The sequence below is a fragment of the Nitratireductor sp. GISD-1A_MAKvit genome, assembly GCF_040819555.1.
In the GTDB taxonomy this organism is placed as follows: domain Bacteria; phylum Pseudomonadota; class Alphaproteobacteria; order Rhizobiales; family Rhizobiaceae; genus Nitratireductor.
In genome coordinates, this window is record NZ_CP161920.1 from 2,191,452 (window position 1) to 2,208,769 (window position 17,318).

Below are 17,318 nucleotides of genomic sequence, written 5' to 3' on the forward strand. Positions count from 1 at the left end.
ACCCCTGTCGTGGAGCCGCTTATCCTAACGCGTCTTGACCGGAAACGAAAACCGGGGCAGAGAGGGGCGTTCAGACAGGTACGCCGTTCTTCTTCTCGAGATAGAGATTTGCTGCGTAGAGGGAGACTGCGGCGGCGTTTGAGACATTTAGCGAGCGGATCGCACCGGGCATGTCGAGCCTTGCCAGCGCAGAGACCGTCTCGCGTGTCTTTTGTCGAAGCCCCTTGCCTTCGGCGCCGAGCACAAGAGCAATCCTGTCTGACGAGAAGGTGCTTTCCAGCTGTTTCGGGCCGTCGGAATCAAGGCCGATTGTCTGAAAGCCTGCCTGCGAAAGATCCTCCAGCGCAACTGCAAGATTGCGCACTGTCAGATGGTCAATATGCTCGAGCGCACCCGATGCGGCCTTTGCCAACACGCCCGATTCGGCCGGGCTGTGACGCGTGGTCGTAACCAGCGCGTTGACACCGAAGGCAACGGCCGAACGCATGATGGCACCCACATTGTGTGGATCCGTGACCTGATCGAGGACAAGCACGAGTGCGGCTCCCTGCAAATCGCCGAGCGGTTTTGGGCTGAGAGGGGCAGCCTCCAGAAGAACTCCTTGATGCACGGCATCGGTGCCGACCAGCCGGTCGATTTCGCGTGGTTCTACAATGTGCGCCGGGAAGGGCAGGGTGTCCGTATCCGCCAGTTCGAGCCTTGCGGCCGCGTTTCGGGTGATGCGGAGGCTTTTGATTCGCCGTTCGGGATTGTCGAGCGCGGCCTTGACCGTGTGTAGTCCGTATAGGCGAACGCCTGCGTCGCCATCTCCGCCACCGCGGGGGGCAGCGTTCCCGTTACCGCTCTTTTGCTGGGCACGGTCCCTGTGCGCCCGCCGGAGGCGTGCGTAATGGCTGTCTTTCGGGGTTCTGGAATTCTGATTGTCGCTCATTGGCTCTCTATAGGCCTGCATCCTTTGTCTGGAAACTGCTTTTGCATTGCGTGAGTTTTTTTCAGTTCAGAATTACGACAGGCGGTTGACACCGCACACACGTCTCTGCATAAGGCGCATCGCGGACTTTGGAAGGGTGCTTCGCCCCTTTTTGAAGCGCCGCCACGTCGCTGAGGCTCCGACGGAAACGGAGGGGTGTCCGAGTGGTTAAAGGAGACGGACTGTAAATCCGTTCGCTATGCGTACGCTGGTTCGAATCCAGCCCCCTCCACCACCGTCGATCAGAGCCAGCGCAACGGACCCGGCGGGTATAGCTCAATGGTAGAGCAGCAGCCTTCCAAGCTGAATATGCGGGTTCGATTCCCGCTACCCGCTCCAGCCTTCCTCCCTGTGTTTCTTTGCCGCAGCGCCTTTATTGTGCTGGCTGGCGGCCATGTTTCGTTGCACCCTGTGATTGATGACTGTCGATACGAACACAATTTTGTGGAGCATTCGATGTGCTGATGTCAGAGGTGGGACGCGCTGAAGCGCCAACCGTTTTGCCCGGTGCGCGATTTTCCGACACGTTTTCGGCAGTGTCACGCCAGCTGGTCGATGCAAACACTGCATTGGAGCGCGGTTTTGGTGGATTTCCCGGCTGGGTCGAGGCCTTGATGAGGCTGCGCAACCGGATCGTTCGGCCTTTCGGTCTGAAGACACCGCAACAGGCGGTCGGCCAAGCCCGAAAAGTCATTTTCCCGGTCCTTGAACAGTCGCCCGAGCGAGTGGTCCTGGGAACCGATGACCGGCATCTTGATTTTCGGGTGATTCTGGGGACCTGCGAACTGAACGAGGGGAGGACCCGTATCTCCTGCACAACGCTGGTACGCCCGCACAACCTTGCCGGTTGGCTCTATCTCGGCGCGGTTCTTCCGTTCCACAAGCTTATCGTGGCCTCGACAGTGCGTCGCATGCGCGCCTGAGCTTTTTTCGCGCACCAGATCGCCGTTTGCGCGTGCAAACCCGTGTGCAGAAGGGACTGCGTGGGAAAGGGGCTTGTAATTTCCCGTCTTTATCGGTAATCGCCCCGCATCGAAAACCCAAACGCATCTACGGCGCCAAAGGAAGTTGCAATGGCCAAAGGTAAATTTGAGCGTACGAAGCCGCATGTGAACATCGGCACGATTGGTCACGTTGACCATGGCAAGACGTCATTGACGGCAGCGATCACGAAGTTTTTCGGTGAATTCCGTGCGTATGACCAGATTGACGGCGCGCCTGAAGAGAAGGCCCGCGGCATCACCATTTCGACGGCGCATGTGGAGTACGAGACGGAGAACCGTCACTATGCTCACGTTGATTGCCCCGGTCACGCCGACTATGTGAAGAACATGATCACGGGTGCCGCCCAGATGGACGGCGCGATCCTGGTCTGCTCGGCTGCCGATGGCCCGATGCCCCAGACCCGCGAGCACATTCTTCTTGCCCGCCAGGTTGGCGTTCCTGCGATCGTTGTGTTCCTCAACAAGGTCGACCAGGTGGATGATGAAGAGCTTCTCGAGCTGGTCGAGCTTGAGGTTCGCGAGCTTCTTTCGTCCTACGACTTCCCCGGCGACGACATTCCGATCGTCAAGGGTTCGGCACTTGCTGCTCTCGAAGACTCCAACAAGGAGATCGGTGAAGAGGCGATCCGCAAGCTGATGGCCGAGGTTGACAGCTACATCCCGACGCCCGAGCGTCCGGTTGACCAGCCGTTCCTGATGCCGATCGAGGACGTTTTCTCGATTTCGGGCCGCGGTACGGTTGTGACGGGTCGCGTCGAGCGCGGCATCATCAAGGTCGGCGAGGAAGTCGAGATCGTCGGTATCAAGGACACGACGAAGACGACGGTTACCGGCGTCGAGATGTTCCGCAAGCTGCTCGACCAGGGCGAGGGCCGGCGACAACATCGGTGCTCTGATCCGCGGTATTGACCGTGAAGGCGTTGAGCGCGGCCAGGTTCTTTGCAAGCCGGGTTCTGTTACCCCGCACACGAAGTTCAAGGCTGAAGCCTACATCCTGACGAAGGAAGAGGGTGGCCGTCATACGCCGTTCTTCACGAACTACCGTCCGCAGTTCTACTTCCGCACGACGGACGTGACGGGCGTGGTTTCGCTGCCGGAAGGCACCGAGATGGTGATGCCTGGCGACAATGTGACGGTTGATGTCGAGCTGATCGTGCCGATCGCGATGGAAGAAAAGCTTCGCTTCGCTATCCGCGAAGGCGGCCGCACCGTTGGTGCCGGCGTCGTCGCATCCATCACTGAGTAAGAAGCGCAACGGCGCTTCACACGCGTCGCTGACATATCGCTGATTTGAGCGGGGTGCTGTATACAGTGCCCCGCTTTTGTATGTCGGGTGGTGCGAGCAATGTTGAGGGCGTTTCTCATTCTGGTGGCGCTGTCGGTGACGGTGTCGGTGACAGAGGGCGAGGCGGCACGCAACTGTCCCGAACGCCCGCCATGTCGCGGGTGCGGATGCAAGGGCGGGCCGGGATACCGCGCGCCCGACGGGAAATGCGTCGGCTACAAAAACCTTTCACGAAAGTGCGGCAATCCGCCGGAAACACGCTGCGTGTTCGAAAATGCGCCCGGCACCGGTGCCAACCGTAGCTGCGCGTTGCAAAACCAGCGAAAAAAATGAGGTTTTCGGCGCGTCAGGCCAAACTACTTCTTGAACTGCAAATAGGTTTGGGCAATAAGGGCGCCGATAGGGGTATAGCTCAGTTGGTAGAGCGGCGGTCTCCAAAACCGCAGGTCGGGGGTTCGAGCCCCTCTGCCCCTGCCATAAGACCTGCCAGACACCGAACCGCTTACAGCTTCGGCTTCATGTTGCCACATTCAGTCGTGGGGGCTTGCAAGAATCGCTGTTCGGTTTTATGTAGGGCGAACAGACACGCGGTGCGTGGAGCCGGGAAAGCGGCTTTACGCGCCTTTGTCGTATGGGTGGAATATGAGAATCGATTCGGTTTTCGTGCTTCTTCCCTGATCGGAGCGGGGCAACCCGGCTTCATCATCTCTCCCGGATTTCCGGGAACAATAACAAACCTGGCTCGCCAGGCTTCAGAACCAAGAGCGGCAAATGGCGTCGAAAACCACGAATCCCTTCACGTTTCTACAGCAGGTTCGGTCCGAGACTGCCAAAGTTACGTGGCCCTCGCGGCGTGAGACATTGATTTCAACGGTCATGGTTATCGCGTTTGCCACGCTGGCGGCGATTTTCTTTTTCGCTGCCGATCAGCTGATGGCTTACGGCATTGAGCTCATTCTTGGCATTGGCGCCTGATCCTGGACGATTGACGGAGTGCGATTGAAATGACTGCGCGTTGGTACATCGTCCACGCCTACTCGAATTTTGAGAAGAAGGTTGCCGAATCCATTGAGGAGCAGGCGCGCCAGAAGGGGTTGACCGACAAGGTCGAGCAGGTGGTCGTGCCCACCGAGAAGGTCGTGGAAGTGCGCCGCGGTCGCAAGGTCGATGCCGAGCGCAAGTTTTTTCCCGGCTATGTGCTTGTGAAGGCGCAGCTCACCGATGCCGTGTTCTCGATGATCAAGAACACGCCGAAAGTCACCGGGTTCCTTGGTGACTCCAGGCCCGTCCCGATCACCCAGGCCGAAGCGGATCGCATTCTGACTCAGGTTCAGGAGGGCGTGGAGCATCCCAAGCCTTCGGTCACCTTCGAGATCGGAGAGCAGGTGCGCGTGTCGGATGGTCCTTTCGCTTCCTTCAACGGTTTCGTTCAGGAAGTGGACGAAGAGCGTTCGCGCCTCAAGGTCGAAGTGTCTATTTTTGGACGGGCAGTGCCCGTCGATCTGGAATTCGGTCAGGTCGAAAAGGGCTGACCGGCCCGCCCTTCGGGGCTTCGTCGGTGGAAGGGAAGGCGGCTTAGCCGGTCGCTGGTTTCCGGACCACCAAACTGCAGTGCCAGGCCGTTCTGTTTGTGAATGGCTGGTGTGAACGACAAGGCAGATGAGATATGGCTAAGAAAGTTGCAGGCCTGCTCAAGCTTCAGGTTCCCGCGGGTTCGGCGACGCCGTCGCCCCCGATCGGCCCTGCGCTTGGTCAGCGCGGCATCAACATCATGGAGTTCTGCAAGGCATTCAATGCGCAGACCCAGGAGATGGAAAAGGGCTCACCGATCCCGGTGGTGGTGACCTACTACCAGGACAAGTCCTTTACCTTCACGATGAAGACGCCGCCGGTGACCTATTTCCTCAAGAAGGCGATTAATCTGAAGTCCGGTTCCAAGGAGCCTGGCAAAGTGGTTGCCGGCAAGATTTCGCGCGACAAGGTTCGCGAGATCGCCGAAGCCAAGATGAAGGACCTGAACGCGACGGACGTCGACGCGGCCATGCGCATGGTCGAAGGTTCGGCCCGCTCCATGGGCCTGGAAGTGGAGGGCTGAGGATATGGCGACGAAACTTTCCAAGCGCGTTGCAAAGGCTCGCGAAGGCATTGATCGCGACAAGGAATATGCTCTCGACGAGGCTGTTGCGCTGCTGAAAGAGCGTGCGACCGCGAAATTCGACGAGACCATCGAGGTTGCGATGAACCTGGGTGTGGATCCGCGTCATGCAGACCAGATGGTGCGTGGTGTGGTCAATCTGCCCAACGGCACGGGCCGTACGGTTCGCGTTGCCGTCTTCGCCAAGGGGGACAAGGCTGACGAAGCCAAGGCTGCCGGCGCGGATATCGTCGGTGCAGAGGATCTGGTCGAGATCGTTCAGAAGGGCGAGATCGATTTCGATCGCTGTATCGCAACACCCGACATGATGCCGCTCGTTGGCCGTCTCGGTAAGGTTCTGGGCCCCCGTGGCCTGATGCCGAACCCGAAGGTCGGTACGGTGACGGCAGATGTGACCGCAGCGGTCAAGGCTTCCAAGGGCGGTGCTGTCGAGTTCCGCGTCGAGAAGGCCGGTATCGTGCATGCAGGCGTCGGCAAGGCTTCCTTTGATGCCAAGGCCATTGCCGAGAATGTGCGCGCTTTCACGGATGCCGTGATCAAGGCAAAGCCGGCTGGTGCCAAGGGCAACTACCTGAAAAAGGTTGCCATCACCTCGACCATGGGCCCCGGCCTGCGCATTGACGTGGCCAGCCTTTCGGCTGCGTCCTGATGAATACCGGGGAGGGGGCTCCGGCACCCTTCCCAGACTTTCCGGGTCTTCGGAGCCGGAAACCGGAAGGAAACTTCCGGAACATCCTGTCCGAGATTGCAGGCGGTTCGCCTTAATCCCGCAAGGGGTCTGCATGAGACGGGTGGGACCGGAAAACGGGGCAATGCTCCGGTGGAAGGTTCGTACCGTGTTGGCCTTTTGTCCGATACCGGGTTTCCCGGTCGGCGAAAGGGGACAGGATCCTCGAGCGTCGCTTGGGTGATCCGAGTTTGCGGATGCCCTGCGGCAAAAGGCAAACCGGCGGATATGTCTCTCGGGACTTTCCGTCAAATGGAGAAGGCAGTGGACAGAGCGGAAAAGCGCGAATTCGTCGCGGATCTGAACCAGGTGTTCAACAACACCGGTTCCGTCGTCGTAGCCCACTATGCCGGTCTGACCGTGGCGCAGATGAACGAGCTTCGTTCAAAAATGCGCGGCGCGGGCGGTACCGTCAGGGTTGCGAAGAACCGTCTCGCCAAAATCGCCCTTCAGGGAACTCCGTCCGAAGGCATTCAGGCCCTTTTCGAAGGCCAGACCCTGATTGCCTATTCGGACGATCCGGTTGTCGCTCCCAAGGTCGCCAATGACTTTGCCAAGACCAATGACAAGCTTGTCATTGTTGGCGGTGCCATGGGTGAGACCGCGCTCGACGCCGACGGTGTGAAGGCACTTGCCTCGCTGCCGTCGCTGGACGAGCTCAGGGCGAAACTGGTCGGCATGATTTCGACGCCGGCCACCCGGATCGCACAGGTTGTCAACGCGCCCGCGGGTCAGCTCGCACGCGTCTTTGGCGCCTATTCCAAGAAGGACGAGGCGGCGTGATGCCGGTCCTCAAGACCAACAACACAGTTCGAACCTATAAGGAATTTTACAATGGCTGATCTTGCTAAGATCGTTGAAGACCTGTCGAGCCTGACCGTCCTCGAGGCGGCTGAGCTTTCCAAGATGCTTGAAGAGAAGTGGGGCGTTTCCGCCGCAGCTCCGGTGGCTGTTGCTGCCGCTGCCGGTGGCGCTGCCGGTGGCGACGCTGCTGAAGAGAAGACCGAGTTCGACGTCGTTCTCGCCGATGCAGGCGCTCAGAAGATCAACGTCATCAAGGAAGTTCGCGGCATCACGGGTCTCGGCCTGAAGGAAGCCAAGGACCTCGTTGAGTCCGCTCCCAAGGCGATCAAGGAAGGCGTGTCCAAGGACGAAGCCGAGAAGATCAAGGAGCAGCTCGAAGGCGCAGGCGCCAAGATCGAGCTGAAGTAATTCGGCGTTCGGTCCGCGTGGATTTCGATCTGCGCGGACCGGAACACTGAAGTGGAACCGAAACCTATTTCCTGTGGGCCGCAAGCGGTCGTCAGGAAACGGGTTTTTATCCGTTTGGATTGACCGCCGGGATGGCGGTTCATGTGGTGCATGCAAGCCAGGCAGGGCAAGGAGCGACGATGGCCGAGACCCAAACGTTTAATGGTCGCAGGCGGGTACGCAAATTTTTCGGAAAGATTCCGGAAGTTGCGGAGATGCCGAACCTTATCGAGGTTCAGAAGGCATCCTATGACCAGTTCCTGATGGTCGAGGAGCCCGAGGGCGGGCGTTCTGACGAAGGACTGCAGGCAGTGTTTAAATCGGTGTTCCCGATTTCGGACTTTGCCGGAACGGCGATGCTCGAATTCGTCAAATACGAATTCGAGGATCCGAAGTTTGACGTGGATGAGTGTCGGCAGCGCGATCTGACCTACGCGGCTCCGCTCAAGGTGACGCTTCGCCTGATCGTGTTTGATGTCGATGAGGATACCGGCGCCAAGTCGATCAAGGACATCAAGGAGCAGGACGTCTATATGGGCGACATGCCGCTCATGACGTCCAACGGCACCTTCATCGTCAACGGTACCGAACGTGTCATCGTTTCGCAGATGCATCGTTCTCCGGGCGTGTTCTTCGACCACGACAAGGGCAAGTCCCATTCGTCGGGCAAGCTTCTCTTCGCCGCCCGTGTCATTCCCTATCGCGGTTCCTGGCTCGACATCGAGTTCGATGCCAAGGACATTGTCCATGCGCGCATCGATCGTCGTCGCAAGCTGCCGGCGACGTCGCTTCTGATGGCGCTGGGCATGGATGCCGAAGAGATCCTGTCCACCTTCTACGATCAGCTCACCTATGAGCGCGACGGTGAAAACTGGCGTGTCCCGTTCACGGTTGAACGTTTCAAGGGGCTCAAGGCGACTGCCGATCTTATCGATGCCGACAGCGGCGAGGTTGTGGTAGAGACCGGCAAGAAGATTACGGCCCGTCAGGCCAAACAGCTTGCCGAAAAAGGTCTCAAGGCCATTCGGGCCACAGAAGAGGATCTCCTGGGCAATTATCTTGCCGAAGACATCGTCAATCCGGAAACGGGCGAGATCTTCCTCGAGGCCGGTGACGAGATTGACGAGAAGACGCTGAAGGTTCTGCTCGACACGGGCGCGACCGAGGTGCATTTCCTCGACATCGACCACGTCAATGTGGGTGGCTACATCCGCAACACGCTGGCTGCCGACAAGAACGAGTCGCGCCAGGATGCGCTGTTCGACATCTACCGTGTCATGCGTCCGGGCGAGCCCCCGACGCTTGAAACGGCAGAGGCGATGTTCCATTCGCTGTTCTTCGATTCCGAGCGCTACGACCTGTCGGCCGTCGGCCGCGTCAAGATGAACATGCGTCTGGAACTGGATGCGGAAGACACCGTGCGCGTTCTGCGCAAGGAAGACATCGTTGCCGTGGTCAAGACGCTGGTCGAGCTGCGCGACGGCAAGGGCGAGATTGACGACATCGACAATCTCGGCAACCGTCGTGTGCGTTCCGTCGGCGAGCTGATGGAAAATCAGTACCGCGTCGGTCTTCTGCGCATGGAGCGCGCGATCAAGGAGCGTATGTCCTCGATCGAGATCGACACTGTGATGCCGCAGGACCTGATCAACGCCAAGCCGGCGGCTGCCGCCGTGCGTGAGTTCTTCGGTTCCTCGCAGCTCTCGCAGTTCATGGACCAGACCAACCCGCTCTCCGAGATCACCCACAAGCGTCGCCTTTCGGCACTTGGACCGGGCGGTCTGACACGTGAGCGTGCTGGCTTCGAAGTGCGCGACGTTCACCCGACCCACTATGGCCGTATCTGCCCGATTGAGACGCCGGAAGGCCCGAACATCGGTCTGATCAACTCGCTCGCGACTTTCGCCCGCGTCAACAAATACGGTTTCATCGAGAGCCCGTATCGCAAGGTCGTCGACGGCAAGGTGACGCAGGACGTTGTCTATCTGTCCGCGATGGAAGAGGCCAAGCATTATGTTGCCCAGGCCAACGCCATCATCGGCGAGGACGGTGGCTTTACCGACGAGTTCGTCATCTGCCGTCACGCCGGCGAGGTGATGATGGCGCCGCGCGAAAACGTCGACCTGATGGACGTTTCGCCCAAACAGCTCGTGTCTGTTGCGGCAGCGCTCATTCCGTTCCTCGAAAACGATGACGCCAACCGCGCTCTGATGGGTTCGAACATGCAGCGTCAGGGCCGTGCCTCTGGTGCGTGCGGAAGCGCCGTTTGTCGGCACCGGCATGGAGCCGATCGTGGCGCGTGATTCCGGCGCCGCAATCGCCGCCCGCCGGACCGGTGTTGTCGATCAGGTGGACGCGACCCGTATCGTTATCCGTGCAACGGAAGACGTTGACGCGTCGCGTTCGGGTGTCGACATCTACCGCCTGATGAAGTTCCAGCGTTCCAACCAGAACACCTGCGTCAACCAGCGTCCGCTGGTGCGGGTGGGTGACCGGGTCAACAAGGGCGACATCATCGCCGACGGTCCGTCGACGGATCTGGGCGATCTGGCACTTGGCCGCAACGTTCTCGTCGCTTTCATGCCCTGGAATGGCTACAACTACGAGGACTCCATCCTTCTGTCCGAGCGCATTGTGCGCGATGACGTCTTCACCTCCATTCACATCGAGGAATTCGAGGTGATGGCGCGTGACACGAAGCTTGGGCCGGAAGAGATCACGCGCGACATTCCGAATGTTTCGGAAGAGGCGCTGAAGAACCTCGACGAAGCCGGCATTACCTATATCGGTGCCGAGGTGCAGCCGGGCGACATCCTCGTCGGCAAGATCACGCCGAAGGGCGAGAGCCCGATGACGCCGGAAGAAAAGCTCCTGCGCGCCATCTTTGGTGAAAAGGCCTCGGACGTTCGTGATACCTCCATGCGGATGCCGCCCGGCACCTATGGAACGGTCGTTGAAGTCCGCGTCTTCAACCGTCATGGCGTCGAGAAAGACGAGCGTGCGATGGCGATCGAGCGCGAGGAAATCGAACGCCTCGCCAAGGACCGCGACGACGAGCAGTCCATTCTCGACCGCAACGTCTATGCACGTCTTGCCGAGATGCTTGAGGGCAAGCCGGCCATCGCCGGTCCGAAGGGCTTCAAGAAGGGGACCACCCTTTCAGCCGAGGTTCTGGACGAGTATCCGCGTTCGCAGTGGTGGCAGTTTGCCGTCGAGGACGAGAAGCTCCAGGAATCGCTTGAAGCCATGCGTGGCCAGTATGACGAGTCCAAGAAAGCGCTTGAGCAGCGCTTCATGGACAAGGTCGAGAAGGTGCAGCGCGGCGACGAGATGCCCCCCGGTGTGATGAAGATGGTCAAGGTCTTTGTTGCCGTGAAGCGCAAGATGCAGCCCGGCGACAAGATGGCCGGACGTCACGGCAACAAGGGTGTCGTGTCGCGCATCGTTCCGGTTGAAGACATGCCGTTCCTTGAAGATGGCCAGCATGTGGACATCGTGCTCAACCCGCTCGGCGTGCCGAGCCGCATGAATGTCGGTCAGATCCTGGAGACGCATCTGGGCTGGGGCCTGTGCCGGCATGGGGCAGCAGATTGGCGAACTGATCGACAACTACAAGGAAAGCGGCGACATCAAGCCGCTGCGCCAGACGATCGAAGCGGTCATTCCTGACAATGACCGCAACGAGCCGGTGCGTCAGTATGACGACGAGAGCGTTGTGCGTCTGGGCGAACAGATGCGGCGCGGTGTGTCGATTGCCACACCGGTGTTCGACGGCGCCCATGAGGCCGATGTCAACACCATGCTGGAGCAGGCCGGCATGCAGACCAGCGGGCAGGTCACGCTTTACGATGGGCGCACGGGTGAACCGTTCGACCGTCAGGTGACCGTCGGCTACATCTACATGCTGAAGCTGCACCACCTCGTGGACGACAAGATCCACGCCCGTTCGATCGGACCGTACTCGCTCGTTACCCAGCAGCCGCTGGGTGGCAAGGCGCAGTTTGGTGGCCAGCGCTTCGGTGAGATGGAGGTCTGGGCGCTGGAAGCTTACGGCGCGGCCTACACATTGCAGGAAATGCTGACCGTGAAGTCGGACGACGTGGCAGGCCGTACCAAGGTCTATGAGGCCATCGTGCGCGGCGACGACACGTTCGAGGCGGGCATTCCCGAGAGCTTCAACGTTCTCGTCAAGGAAATGCGCTCTCTCGGCCTCAATGTGGAGCTGGAAAACTCCCGCATCGATCCGGCCGAGGCCGAGCAGTTGCCCGACGCGGCGGAATAAGCGTTATCGCGTGTCGCAGGAAAGCCTGCGGCACGCATCGTCGTTCGCAAGGCAGCATAGCGGCCAAGCATTTGAACCAGTGAGGCACGCGGCGGCAGTCTTCACCGAAGTTTAAAAGGGACAAGGCGTCCCGAAAAGGAGATCGGCATGAACCAAGAGGTCATGAATCTTTTCAACCCTCAGGCGCCGGCACAGACCTTCGACTCGATCAGGATTTCTCTGGCCAGCCCCGAGAAGATCCTGTCCTGGTCGTTTGGCGAGATCAAAAAGCCCGAGACCATCAACTATCGTACGTTCAAGCCCGAGCGTGACGGTCTCTTCTGCGCACGCATTTTCGGTCCCATCAAGGACTATGAGTGCCTTTGCGGCAAGTACAAGCGCATGAAGTACAAGGGCGTCATCTGCGAAAAGTGCGGCGTTGAAGTCACGCTGTCGCGGGTGCGTCGCGAACGTATGGGCCACATTGAGCTGGCCGCACCCGTCGCTCACATCTGGTTTCTGAAATCGCTGCCTTCGCGCATTGGCACGTTGCTCGACATGACCCTGAAGGACATCGAGCGGGTTCTCTATTTCGAGAACTACATCGTGACCGAGCCGGGGCTGACGGCGCTCAAGGAAAACCAGCTGCTCTCGGAAGAAGAGTATCTGATCGCGGTCGACGAGTATGGTGAAGACCAGTTCACCGCCATGATCGGTGCCGAGGCGATCCATCACCTTCTGGAATCGATGGACCTCGACACGATCGCCGGTGATCTGCGTTCCGAGCTCGCATCCACGACATCCGAGCTGAAGCAGAAGAAGCTTCTGAAACGCCTCAAGGTGGTCGAGAATTTCCTCGAGTCCGGCAATCGCCCTGAATGGATGATCATGAAGATCGTCCCGGTCATTCCGCCGGATCTGCGTCCGCTGGTGCCGCTGGACGGCGGCCCGCTTTGCGACGTCCGATCTCAACGACCTTTATCGTCGCGTGATCAACCGCAACAATCGCCTGAAGCGCCTCATCGAACTGCGTGCACCGGGCATCATCATCCGCAACGAGAAGCGCATGCTTCAGGAGGCCGTCGACGCGCTGTTCGACAATGGCCGCCGCGGTCGTGTGATCACCGGCGCCAACAAGCGTCCGCTGAAATCGCTTTCCGACATGCTCAAGGGCAAGCAGGGCCGCTTCCGCCAGAACCTGCTCGGCAAGCGTGTCGACTACTCTGGTCGTTCGGTGATCGTGACGGGTCCCGAGCTGAAGCTGCACCAGTGCGGCCTGCCCAAGAAGATGGCGCTCGAGCTCTTCAAGCCGTTCATCTACGCACGGCTCGACGCGAAGGGCTATTCGTCCACCGTCAAGCAGGCAAAGAAGCTGGTCGAGAAGGAAAAGCCGGAAGTCTGGGATATCCTGGACGAGGTTATCCGCGAGCATCCGGTTCTTCTGAACCGCGCGCCGACGCTGCACCGTCTGGGCATCCAGGCGTTCGAGCCGGTGCTGATCGAGGGCAAGGCGATCCAGCTTCACCCGCTGGTCTGTACCGCGTTCAACGCCGACTTCGACGGCGACCAGATGGCCGTTCACGTACCGCTTTCGCTGGAAGCCCAGCTCGAAGCGCGCGTCTTGATGATGTCGACCAACAACATCCTGCACCCGGCTTCCGGCGCGCCGATCATCGTGCCGTCGCAGGACATGGTTCTCGGACTCTACTACCTGTCCATCATGAACCAGAACGAGCCGGGCGAGGGCATGGTCTTTGCCGACATGGGCGAATTGCACCATGCGCTGGAGAACAAGGTCGTTACGCTGCACACCAAGATCAAGGGCCGGTTCAAGACGGTTGATGCGGAAGGCAATCCTGTTTCGGAAATTCACGAGACAACGCCCGGTCGCATGATCGTCGGCGAACTTCTGCCGAAGAACCACAATGTGCCATTCGACATTTGTAACCAGGAACTGACCAAGAAGAACATCTCCAAGATGATCGACACGGTCTATCGTCACTGCGGGCAGAAAGAGACGGTCATTTTCTGTGACCGCGTCATGCAGCTTGGCTTTGGCCATGCCTGCCGCGCCGGCATTTCCTTTGGCAAGGACGATATGGTCATCCCGGACACCAAGGAAAACCTGGTGGCCGAGACCGAGGCGCTCGCCAAGGAATATGAGCAGCAGTACAATGACGGCCTGATCACGCAGGGCGAGAAGTACAACAAGGTCGTCGACGCCTGGGCCAAATGCTCGGAAAAGGTCGCCGACGAGATGATGAAGCGCATCAAGGCGGTTGAATTCAACGAAGACGGTCGCCAGAAGCCGATGAACTCGGTTTACATGATGTCGCATTCCGGTGCCCGTGGTTCGCCGGCGCAGATGCGCCAGCTTGCCGGCATGCGCGGCCTGATGGCCCGTCCGGATGGCTCCATCATTGAGACGCCGATCATCTCGAACTTCAAGGAAGGCCTGACCGTGATGGAGTACTTCAACTCCACCCACGGTGCCCGTAAGGGTCTGGCCGACACGGCTCTGAAAACGGCGAACTCGGGTTATCTGACCCGTCGTCTGGTTGACGTTGCGCAGGATTGCATCGTCACCGTGCCCGATTGCGGCACCGACAAGGGCCTGACCATGCAGCCGATCGTGGATGCCGGCCAGGTGGTTGCCTCCATCGGGCAGCGCGTGTTGGGCCGTACCGCCCTTGACGACATCATCAACCCGGCGACCGACGAAGTGATCGTCTCTGCCGGTCGTCTGATCGACGAGCGTGACGTGGAAGCGATCGAGAAGGCCGGCATTCAGTCTGTCCGCATTCGCTCGGCGCTCACCTGTGACGTGCGCAACGGCGTTTGTGCGGTCTGCTATGGTCGTGACCTGGCGCGCGGCACACCGGTCAACATCGGTGAGGCTGTCGGCGTCATTGCTGCCCAGTCGATTGGTGAACCGGGCACGCAGCTTACCATGCGTACCTTCCACATGGGCGGCACCGCACAGGTGGTTGACCAGTCCTTCCTGGAAGCGTCCTTCGAAGGAACGGTCAAGGTCCGCAACCGCAATGTCGTGCGCAACTCCGAAGGCGATCTCATCGTGATGGGCCGCAACATGGCGGTTCTGATCCTCGATGAGAATGGTGAGGAGCGTGCAAGTCACCGTCTGACTTACGGTTCACGTCTGTTCATCGACGAGGGCGACAAGGTGAAGCGCGGCCAGCGTATCGCCGAGTGGGATCCCTATACGCGTCCGATGCTGACCGAGGTGGAAGGCACCGTTGCGTTCGAGGATCTGGTCGATGGCGTGTCGGTTCAGGAAACGGCCGACGAATCCACCGGCATCACCAAGCGTGAGGTCATCGACTGGCGCTCGACCCCGCGCGGCTCGGACCTGAAGCCGGCGATGACGGTTCTGGACGCCAAGGGCAAGGTGGCAAAGCTCGCCCGTGGTGGCGATGCGCGTTTCCTGCTGTCGGTGGAAACGGTTCTCTCCGTGGAGCCGGGCTCGAAGGTCAAGCCGGGCGACGTGATTGCCCGTATCCCGACCGAGAGCGCGCGCACCAAGGACATTACCGGTGGTCTGCCGCGCGTGGCGGAACTGTTCGAGGCCCGTCGTCCGAAGGATCATGCCATCATCGCAGAAATTGACGGTACGATCCGGTTCGGACGCGATTACAAGAACAAGCGTCGCATCGTCATCGAGCCGCATGACTCGACACTGGAGCCCGCGGAATACCTCATTCCCAAGGGCAAGCCGTTCCACCTTCAGGATGGCGACCAGATCGAAAAGGGCGACTTCATTCTCGATGGCAACCCGGCACCGCACGACATTCTGGCGATCAAGGGTGTGGAGGCTCTGGCCTCCTACCTGGTCAACGAGATCCAGGAGGTCTACCGGTTGCAGGGCGTGTTGATCAACGACAAGCACATCGAGGTGATCGTTCGCCAGATGCTGCAGAAGATCGAGATCACCGCGCAGGGCGACTCGACCTATATTCCAGGCGATCATGTGGACTCGGTCGAGTTCGACGAGATCAACGAGCGTCTGGTGGATGAGGGCAAGAAGCCTGCCGAAGGCCAGCCGGTTCTCCTCGGCATCACCAAGGCATCGTTGCAGACACCGTCTTTCATCTCGGCAGCCTCCTTCCAGGAGACCACCCGCGTGCTTACCGAGGCGGCGGTTGCCGGCAAGGTCGATACGCTGCAGGGCCTGAAGGAGAACGTCATCGTTGGCCGCCTCATTCCGGCCGGTACGGGCGGCGCGATGAGCCAGGTTCGTCGGATTGCGCGCTCGCGCGACGATCTGATCCTCGACGAACGTCGCAAAAGCTCTGGTGCCGAGACGGCCGATCCGATGATCGCGGACATGACGGCAAGCGCTGCCGACTGATCCCAGGGCGTTTCAATGCAAGAATAAAGAAGGCCGGGCGCTTGCGCCCGGCCTTGTTTTTGCTCCCTATCCGAAGATCTGCTCTTGCGAACGCACCGATAGCCGAAAGGGAAGGGGACTTGTTGGGTGTTCGGCGCGCGCGGTGCGAGGGGCTACGATCAGGCGGGTTCCTCGAACGTCACGATCGCGATCTCACCCTCAAGTGCGCCCTGCCACGCGGAGAGGTGTGGTTCCTCGTCGGGCTCGCCCTGCATGTCGCCGATCTGATCAAGTTCGGCTTCCGCATAGCCTTCCCGTGCTAGTGCTTCGAGGGCCAGCTTGACGGCCGTATCGTCATCGGGTGCCTGCAGCATGATATGGACGCCTTCGCTCGGGTCTCCCTTTTCCCTCCAGACGCGTCCGGTGATGATGGTAACTGGACGTTGTTCAATCTCGCTCATGGTGATTCCTGATTCTTGCATTTGCGCTTTTCGGTCTTATATGGACACTGCTTCTTGCATGCGGGTGAGGGGAATGACAGTCATCTCACCGAATTCGGCGCTCGCAGCCCCGCGTTTTTGAGCAGAACCGGTCATTTTTCGGTCTCCTGGGCGCTAATCGTCGACCGTGTTTAGAATATCGCAACACTGGGGTTGACGGTTCACCGACATGCGAGTAATACCCGCCTTGTCCGAGCCGATGTGAGATTTTTTCTTTCGGGGCGACGCGCCCCGGATCAGATCTCAAACAGGGTTCGTTTTTGCGAGCGACAGAATTTGCGGCGCATGAAGCGGAAACGCTTCCTCTGCTGTTTGTCCGGGCAAGACCGCTGAAGCGGTTTCGCGGCCCGGTTTTGTGCATGACGCGCATTCTGTTCTCGATGCGGCCCTCGGGCTTGAGACACGGAATTGTAACAAGGGAAGGTTTGATGCCTACCGTTAACCAGTTGATCCGCAAGCCGCGCACAGCGCCGGTTAAGCGCAATAAGGTTCCGGCCATGCAGGCCAACCCGCAGAAGCGGGGTGTTTGTACGCGTGTCTATACGACAACGCCGAAAAAGCCGAACTCGGCCATGCGTAAGGTGGCCAAGATCCGCCTCGCCAATGGTTTCGAGGTGATTGGCTACATCCCTGGTGAGGGGCACAATCTTCAGGAGCACTCCGTGGTTATGATCCGCGGTGGTCGCGTGAAGGACCTTCCGGGTGTTCGTTATCACATCATTCGTGGTGTGCTGGACACGCAGGGTGTGAAGAACCGCAAGCAGCGTCGTTCGAAGTACGGCGCCAAGCGTCCGAAGTAGGTTTCCCGGCTTCGGCG

10 protein-coding genes, 3 tRNA genes and 3 pseudogenes are annotated in these 17,318 nt (G+C 59.6%); 14 read left to right on the top strand and 2 right to left on the bottom strand.

Annotated features, from left to right (window positions below; translation table 11 throughout):
- Positions 1-70: 70 nt before the first annotated feature.
- A complete protein-coding gene (locus AB2N04_RS11675) occupies positions 71-931 on the bottom strand; it encodes a TrmH family RNA methyltransferase (RefSeq protein WP_367714658.1) in 861 nt (286 codons plus the stop codon).
- Between the two features lie 189 nt (positions 932-1,120).
- On the opposite strand from AB2N04_RS11675, the gene AB2N04_RS11680 reads away from it, so the two are divergent.
- The 13 genes and pseudogenes from AB2N04_RS11680 (at position 1,121) to rpoC (ending at position 16,022) form a co-directional block, all read left to right on the top strand.
- A tRNA-Tyr gene (locus AB2N04_RS11680) sits at positions 1,121-1,205 on the top strand.
- Between the two features lie 30 nt (positions 1,206-1,235).
- Positions 1,236-1,309 (top strand) — tRNA-Gly (locus AB2N04_RS11685).
- Positions 1,310-1,434: 125 nt separating this feature from the next.
- Complete coding sequence (locus tag AB2N04_RS11690; RefSeq protein ID WP_367718796.1) at positions 1,435-1,893, top strand: DUF2867 domain-containing protein; 459 nt, start codon at positions 1,435-1,437, stop codon at positions 1,891-1,893.
- 150 nt (positions 1,894-2,043) lie between these two features.
- Positions 2,044-3,220 (top strand): annotated as a pseudogene (gene tuf / locus AB2N04_RS11695) (elongation factor Tu).
- 440 nt (positions 3,221-3,660) lie between these two features.
- Positions 3,661-3,736: transfer RNA gene (locus AB2N04_RS11700), tRNA-Trp, on the top strand.
- A gap of 294 nt (positions 3,737-4,030) precedes the next feature.
- Positions 4,031-4,234, top strand: coding sequence for a preprotein translocase subunit SecE (gene secE, locus AB2N04_RS11705; RefSeq protein ID WP_007010606.1), 204 nt, complete (start codon positions 4,031-4,033; stop codon positions 4,232-4,234).
- A gap of 29 nt (positions 4,235-4,263) precedes the next feature.
- Positions 4,264-4,791 (top strand): transcription termination/antitermination protein NusG, encoded by a 528-nt coding sequence (gene nusG, locus AB2N04_RS11710; protein ID WP_367714659.1) that lies wholly within the window; start codon positions 4,264-4,266, stop codon positions 4,789-4,791.
- Positions 4,792-4,925: 134 nt separating this feature from the next.
- A complete protein-coding gene (gene rplK / locus AB2N04_RS11715) occupies positions 4,926-5,354 on the top strand; it encodes a 50S ribosomal protein L11 (protein WP_367714660.1) in 429 nt (142 codons plus the stop codon).
- Between the two features lie 4 nt (positions 5,355-5,358).
- The gene (gene rplA, locus AB2N04_RS11720; RefSeq protein ID WP_367714661.1) at positions 5,359-6,063 is read left to right on the top strand and encodes a 50S ribosomal protein L1; all 705 of its coding nucleotides are present in this window, start codon (positions 5,359-5,361) and stop codon (positions 6,061-6,063) included.
- A 342-nt stretch (positions 6,064-6,405) separates the two neighbouring features.
- Complete coding sequence (gene rplJ, locus AB2N04_RS11725) at positions 6,406-6,924, top strand: 50S ribosomal protein L10 (RefSeq protein ID WP_367714662.1); 519 nt, start codon at positions 6,406-6,408, stop codon at positions 6,922-6,924.
- Between the two features lie 51 nt (positions 6,925-6,975).
- A complete protein-coding gene (gene rplL / locus AB2N04_RS11730) occupies positions 6,976-7,353 on the top strand; it encodes a 50S ribosomal protein L7/L12 (RefSeq protein ID WP_367714663.1) in 378 nt (125 codons plus the stop codon).
- 179 nt (positions 7,354-7,532) lie between these two features.
- Positions 7,533-11,674 (top strand): annotated as a pseudogene (gene rpoB, locus AB2N04_RS11735) (DNA-directed RNA polymerase subunit beta).
- Between the two features lie 147 nt (positions 11,675-11,821).
- Positions 11,822-16,022: pseudogene (rpoC, locus tag AB2N04_RS11740) on the top strand (DNA-directed RNA polymerase subunit beta').
- 158 nt (positions 16,023-16,180) lie between these two features.
- On the opposite strand, the gene AB2N04_RS11745 reads toward rpoC, so the two are convergent.
- The gene (locus AB2N04_RS11745; RefSeq protein WP_367714664.1) at positions 16,181-16,462 is read right to left on the bottom strand and encodes a transcriptional regulator; all 282 of its coding nucleotides are present in this window, start codon (positions 16,460-16,462) and stop codon (positions 16,181-16,183) included.
- 467 nt (positions 16,463-16,929) lie between these two features.
- On the opposite strand from AB2N04_RS11745, the gene rpsL reads away from it, so the two are divergent.
- On the top strand, positions 16,930-17,301 hold the full coding sequence (gene rpsL / locus AB2N04_RS11750; RefSeq protein WP_009452848.1) for a 30S ribosomal protein S12: 372 nt from the start codon (positions 16,930-16,932) through the stop codon (positions 17,299-17,301).
- Positions 17,302-17,318: the final 17 nt, after the last annotated feature.

Coding starts and splice junctions, on each gene's coding strand:
- AB2N04_RS11675 (WP_367714658.1), bottom strand. CDS start 931: ATGAGCGACAATCAGAATTCCAGAACCCCGAAAGACAGCCATTACGCA.
- AB2N04_RS11690 (WP_367718796.1), top strand. CDS start 1,435: ATGTCAGAGGTGGGACGCGCTGAAGCGCCAACCGTTTTGCCCGGTGCG.
- secE (WP_007010606.1), top strand. CDS start 4,031: ATGGCGTCGAAAACCACGAATCCCTTCACGTTTCTACAGCAGGTTCGG.
- nusG (WP_367714659.1), top strand. CDS start 4,264: ATGACTGCGCGTTGGTACATCGTCCACGCCTACTCGAATTTTGAGAAG.
- rplK (WP_367714660.1), top strand. CDS start 4,926: ATGGCTAAGAAAGTTGCAGGCCTGCTCAAGCTTCAGGTTCCCGCGGGT.
- rplA (WP_367714661.1), top strand. CDS start 5,359: ATGGCGACGAAACTTTCCAAGCGCGTTGCAAAGGCTCGCGAAGGCATT.
- rplL (WP_367714663.1), top strand. CDS start 6,976: ATGGCTGATCTTGCTAAGATCGTTGAAGACCTGTCGAGCCTGACCGTC.
- AB2N04_RS11745 (WP_367714664.1), bottom strand. CDS start 16,462: ATGAGCGAGATTGAACAACGTCCAGTTACCATCATCACCGGACGCGTC.
- rpsL (WP_009452848.1), top strand. CDS start 16,930: ATGCCTACCGTTAACCAGTTGATCCGCAAGCCGCGCACAGCGCCGGTT.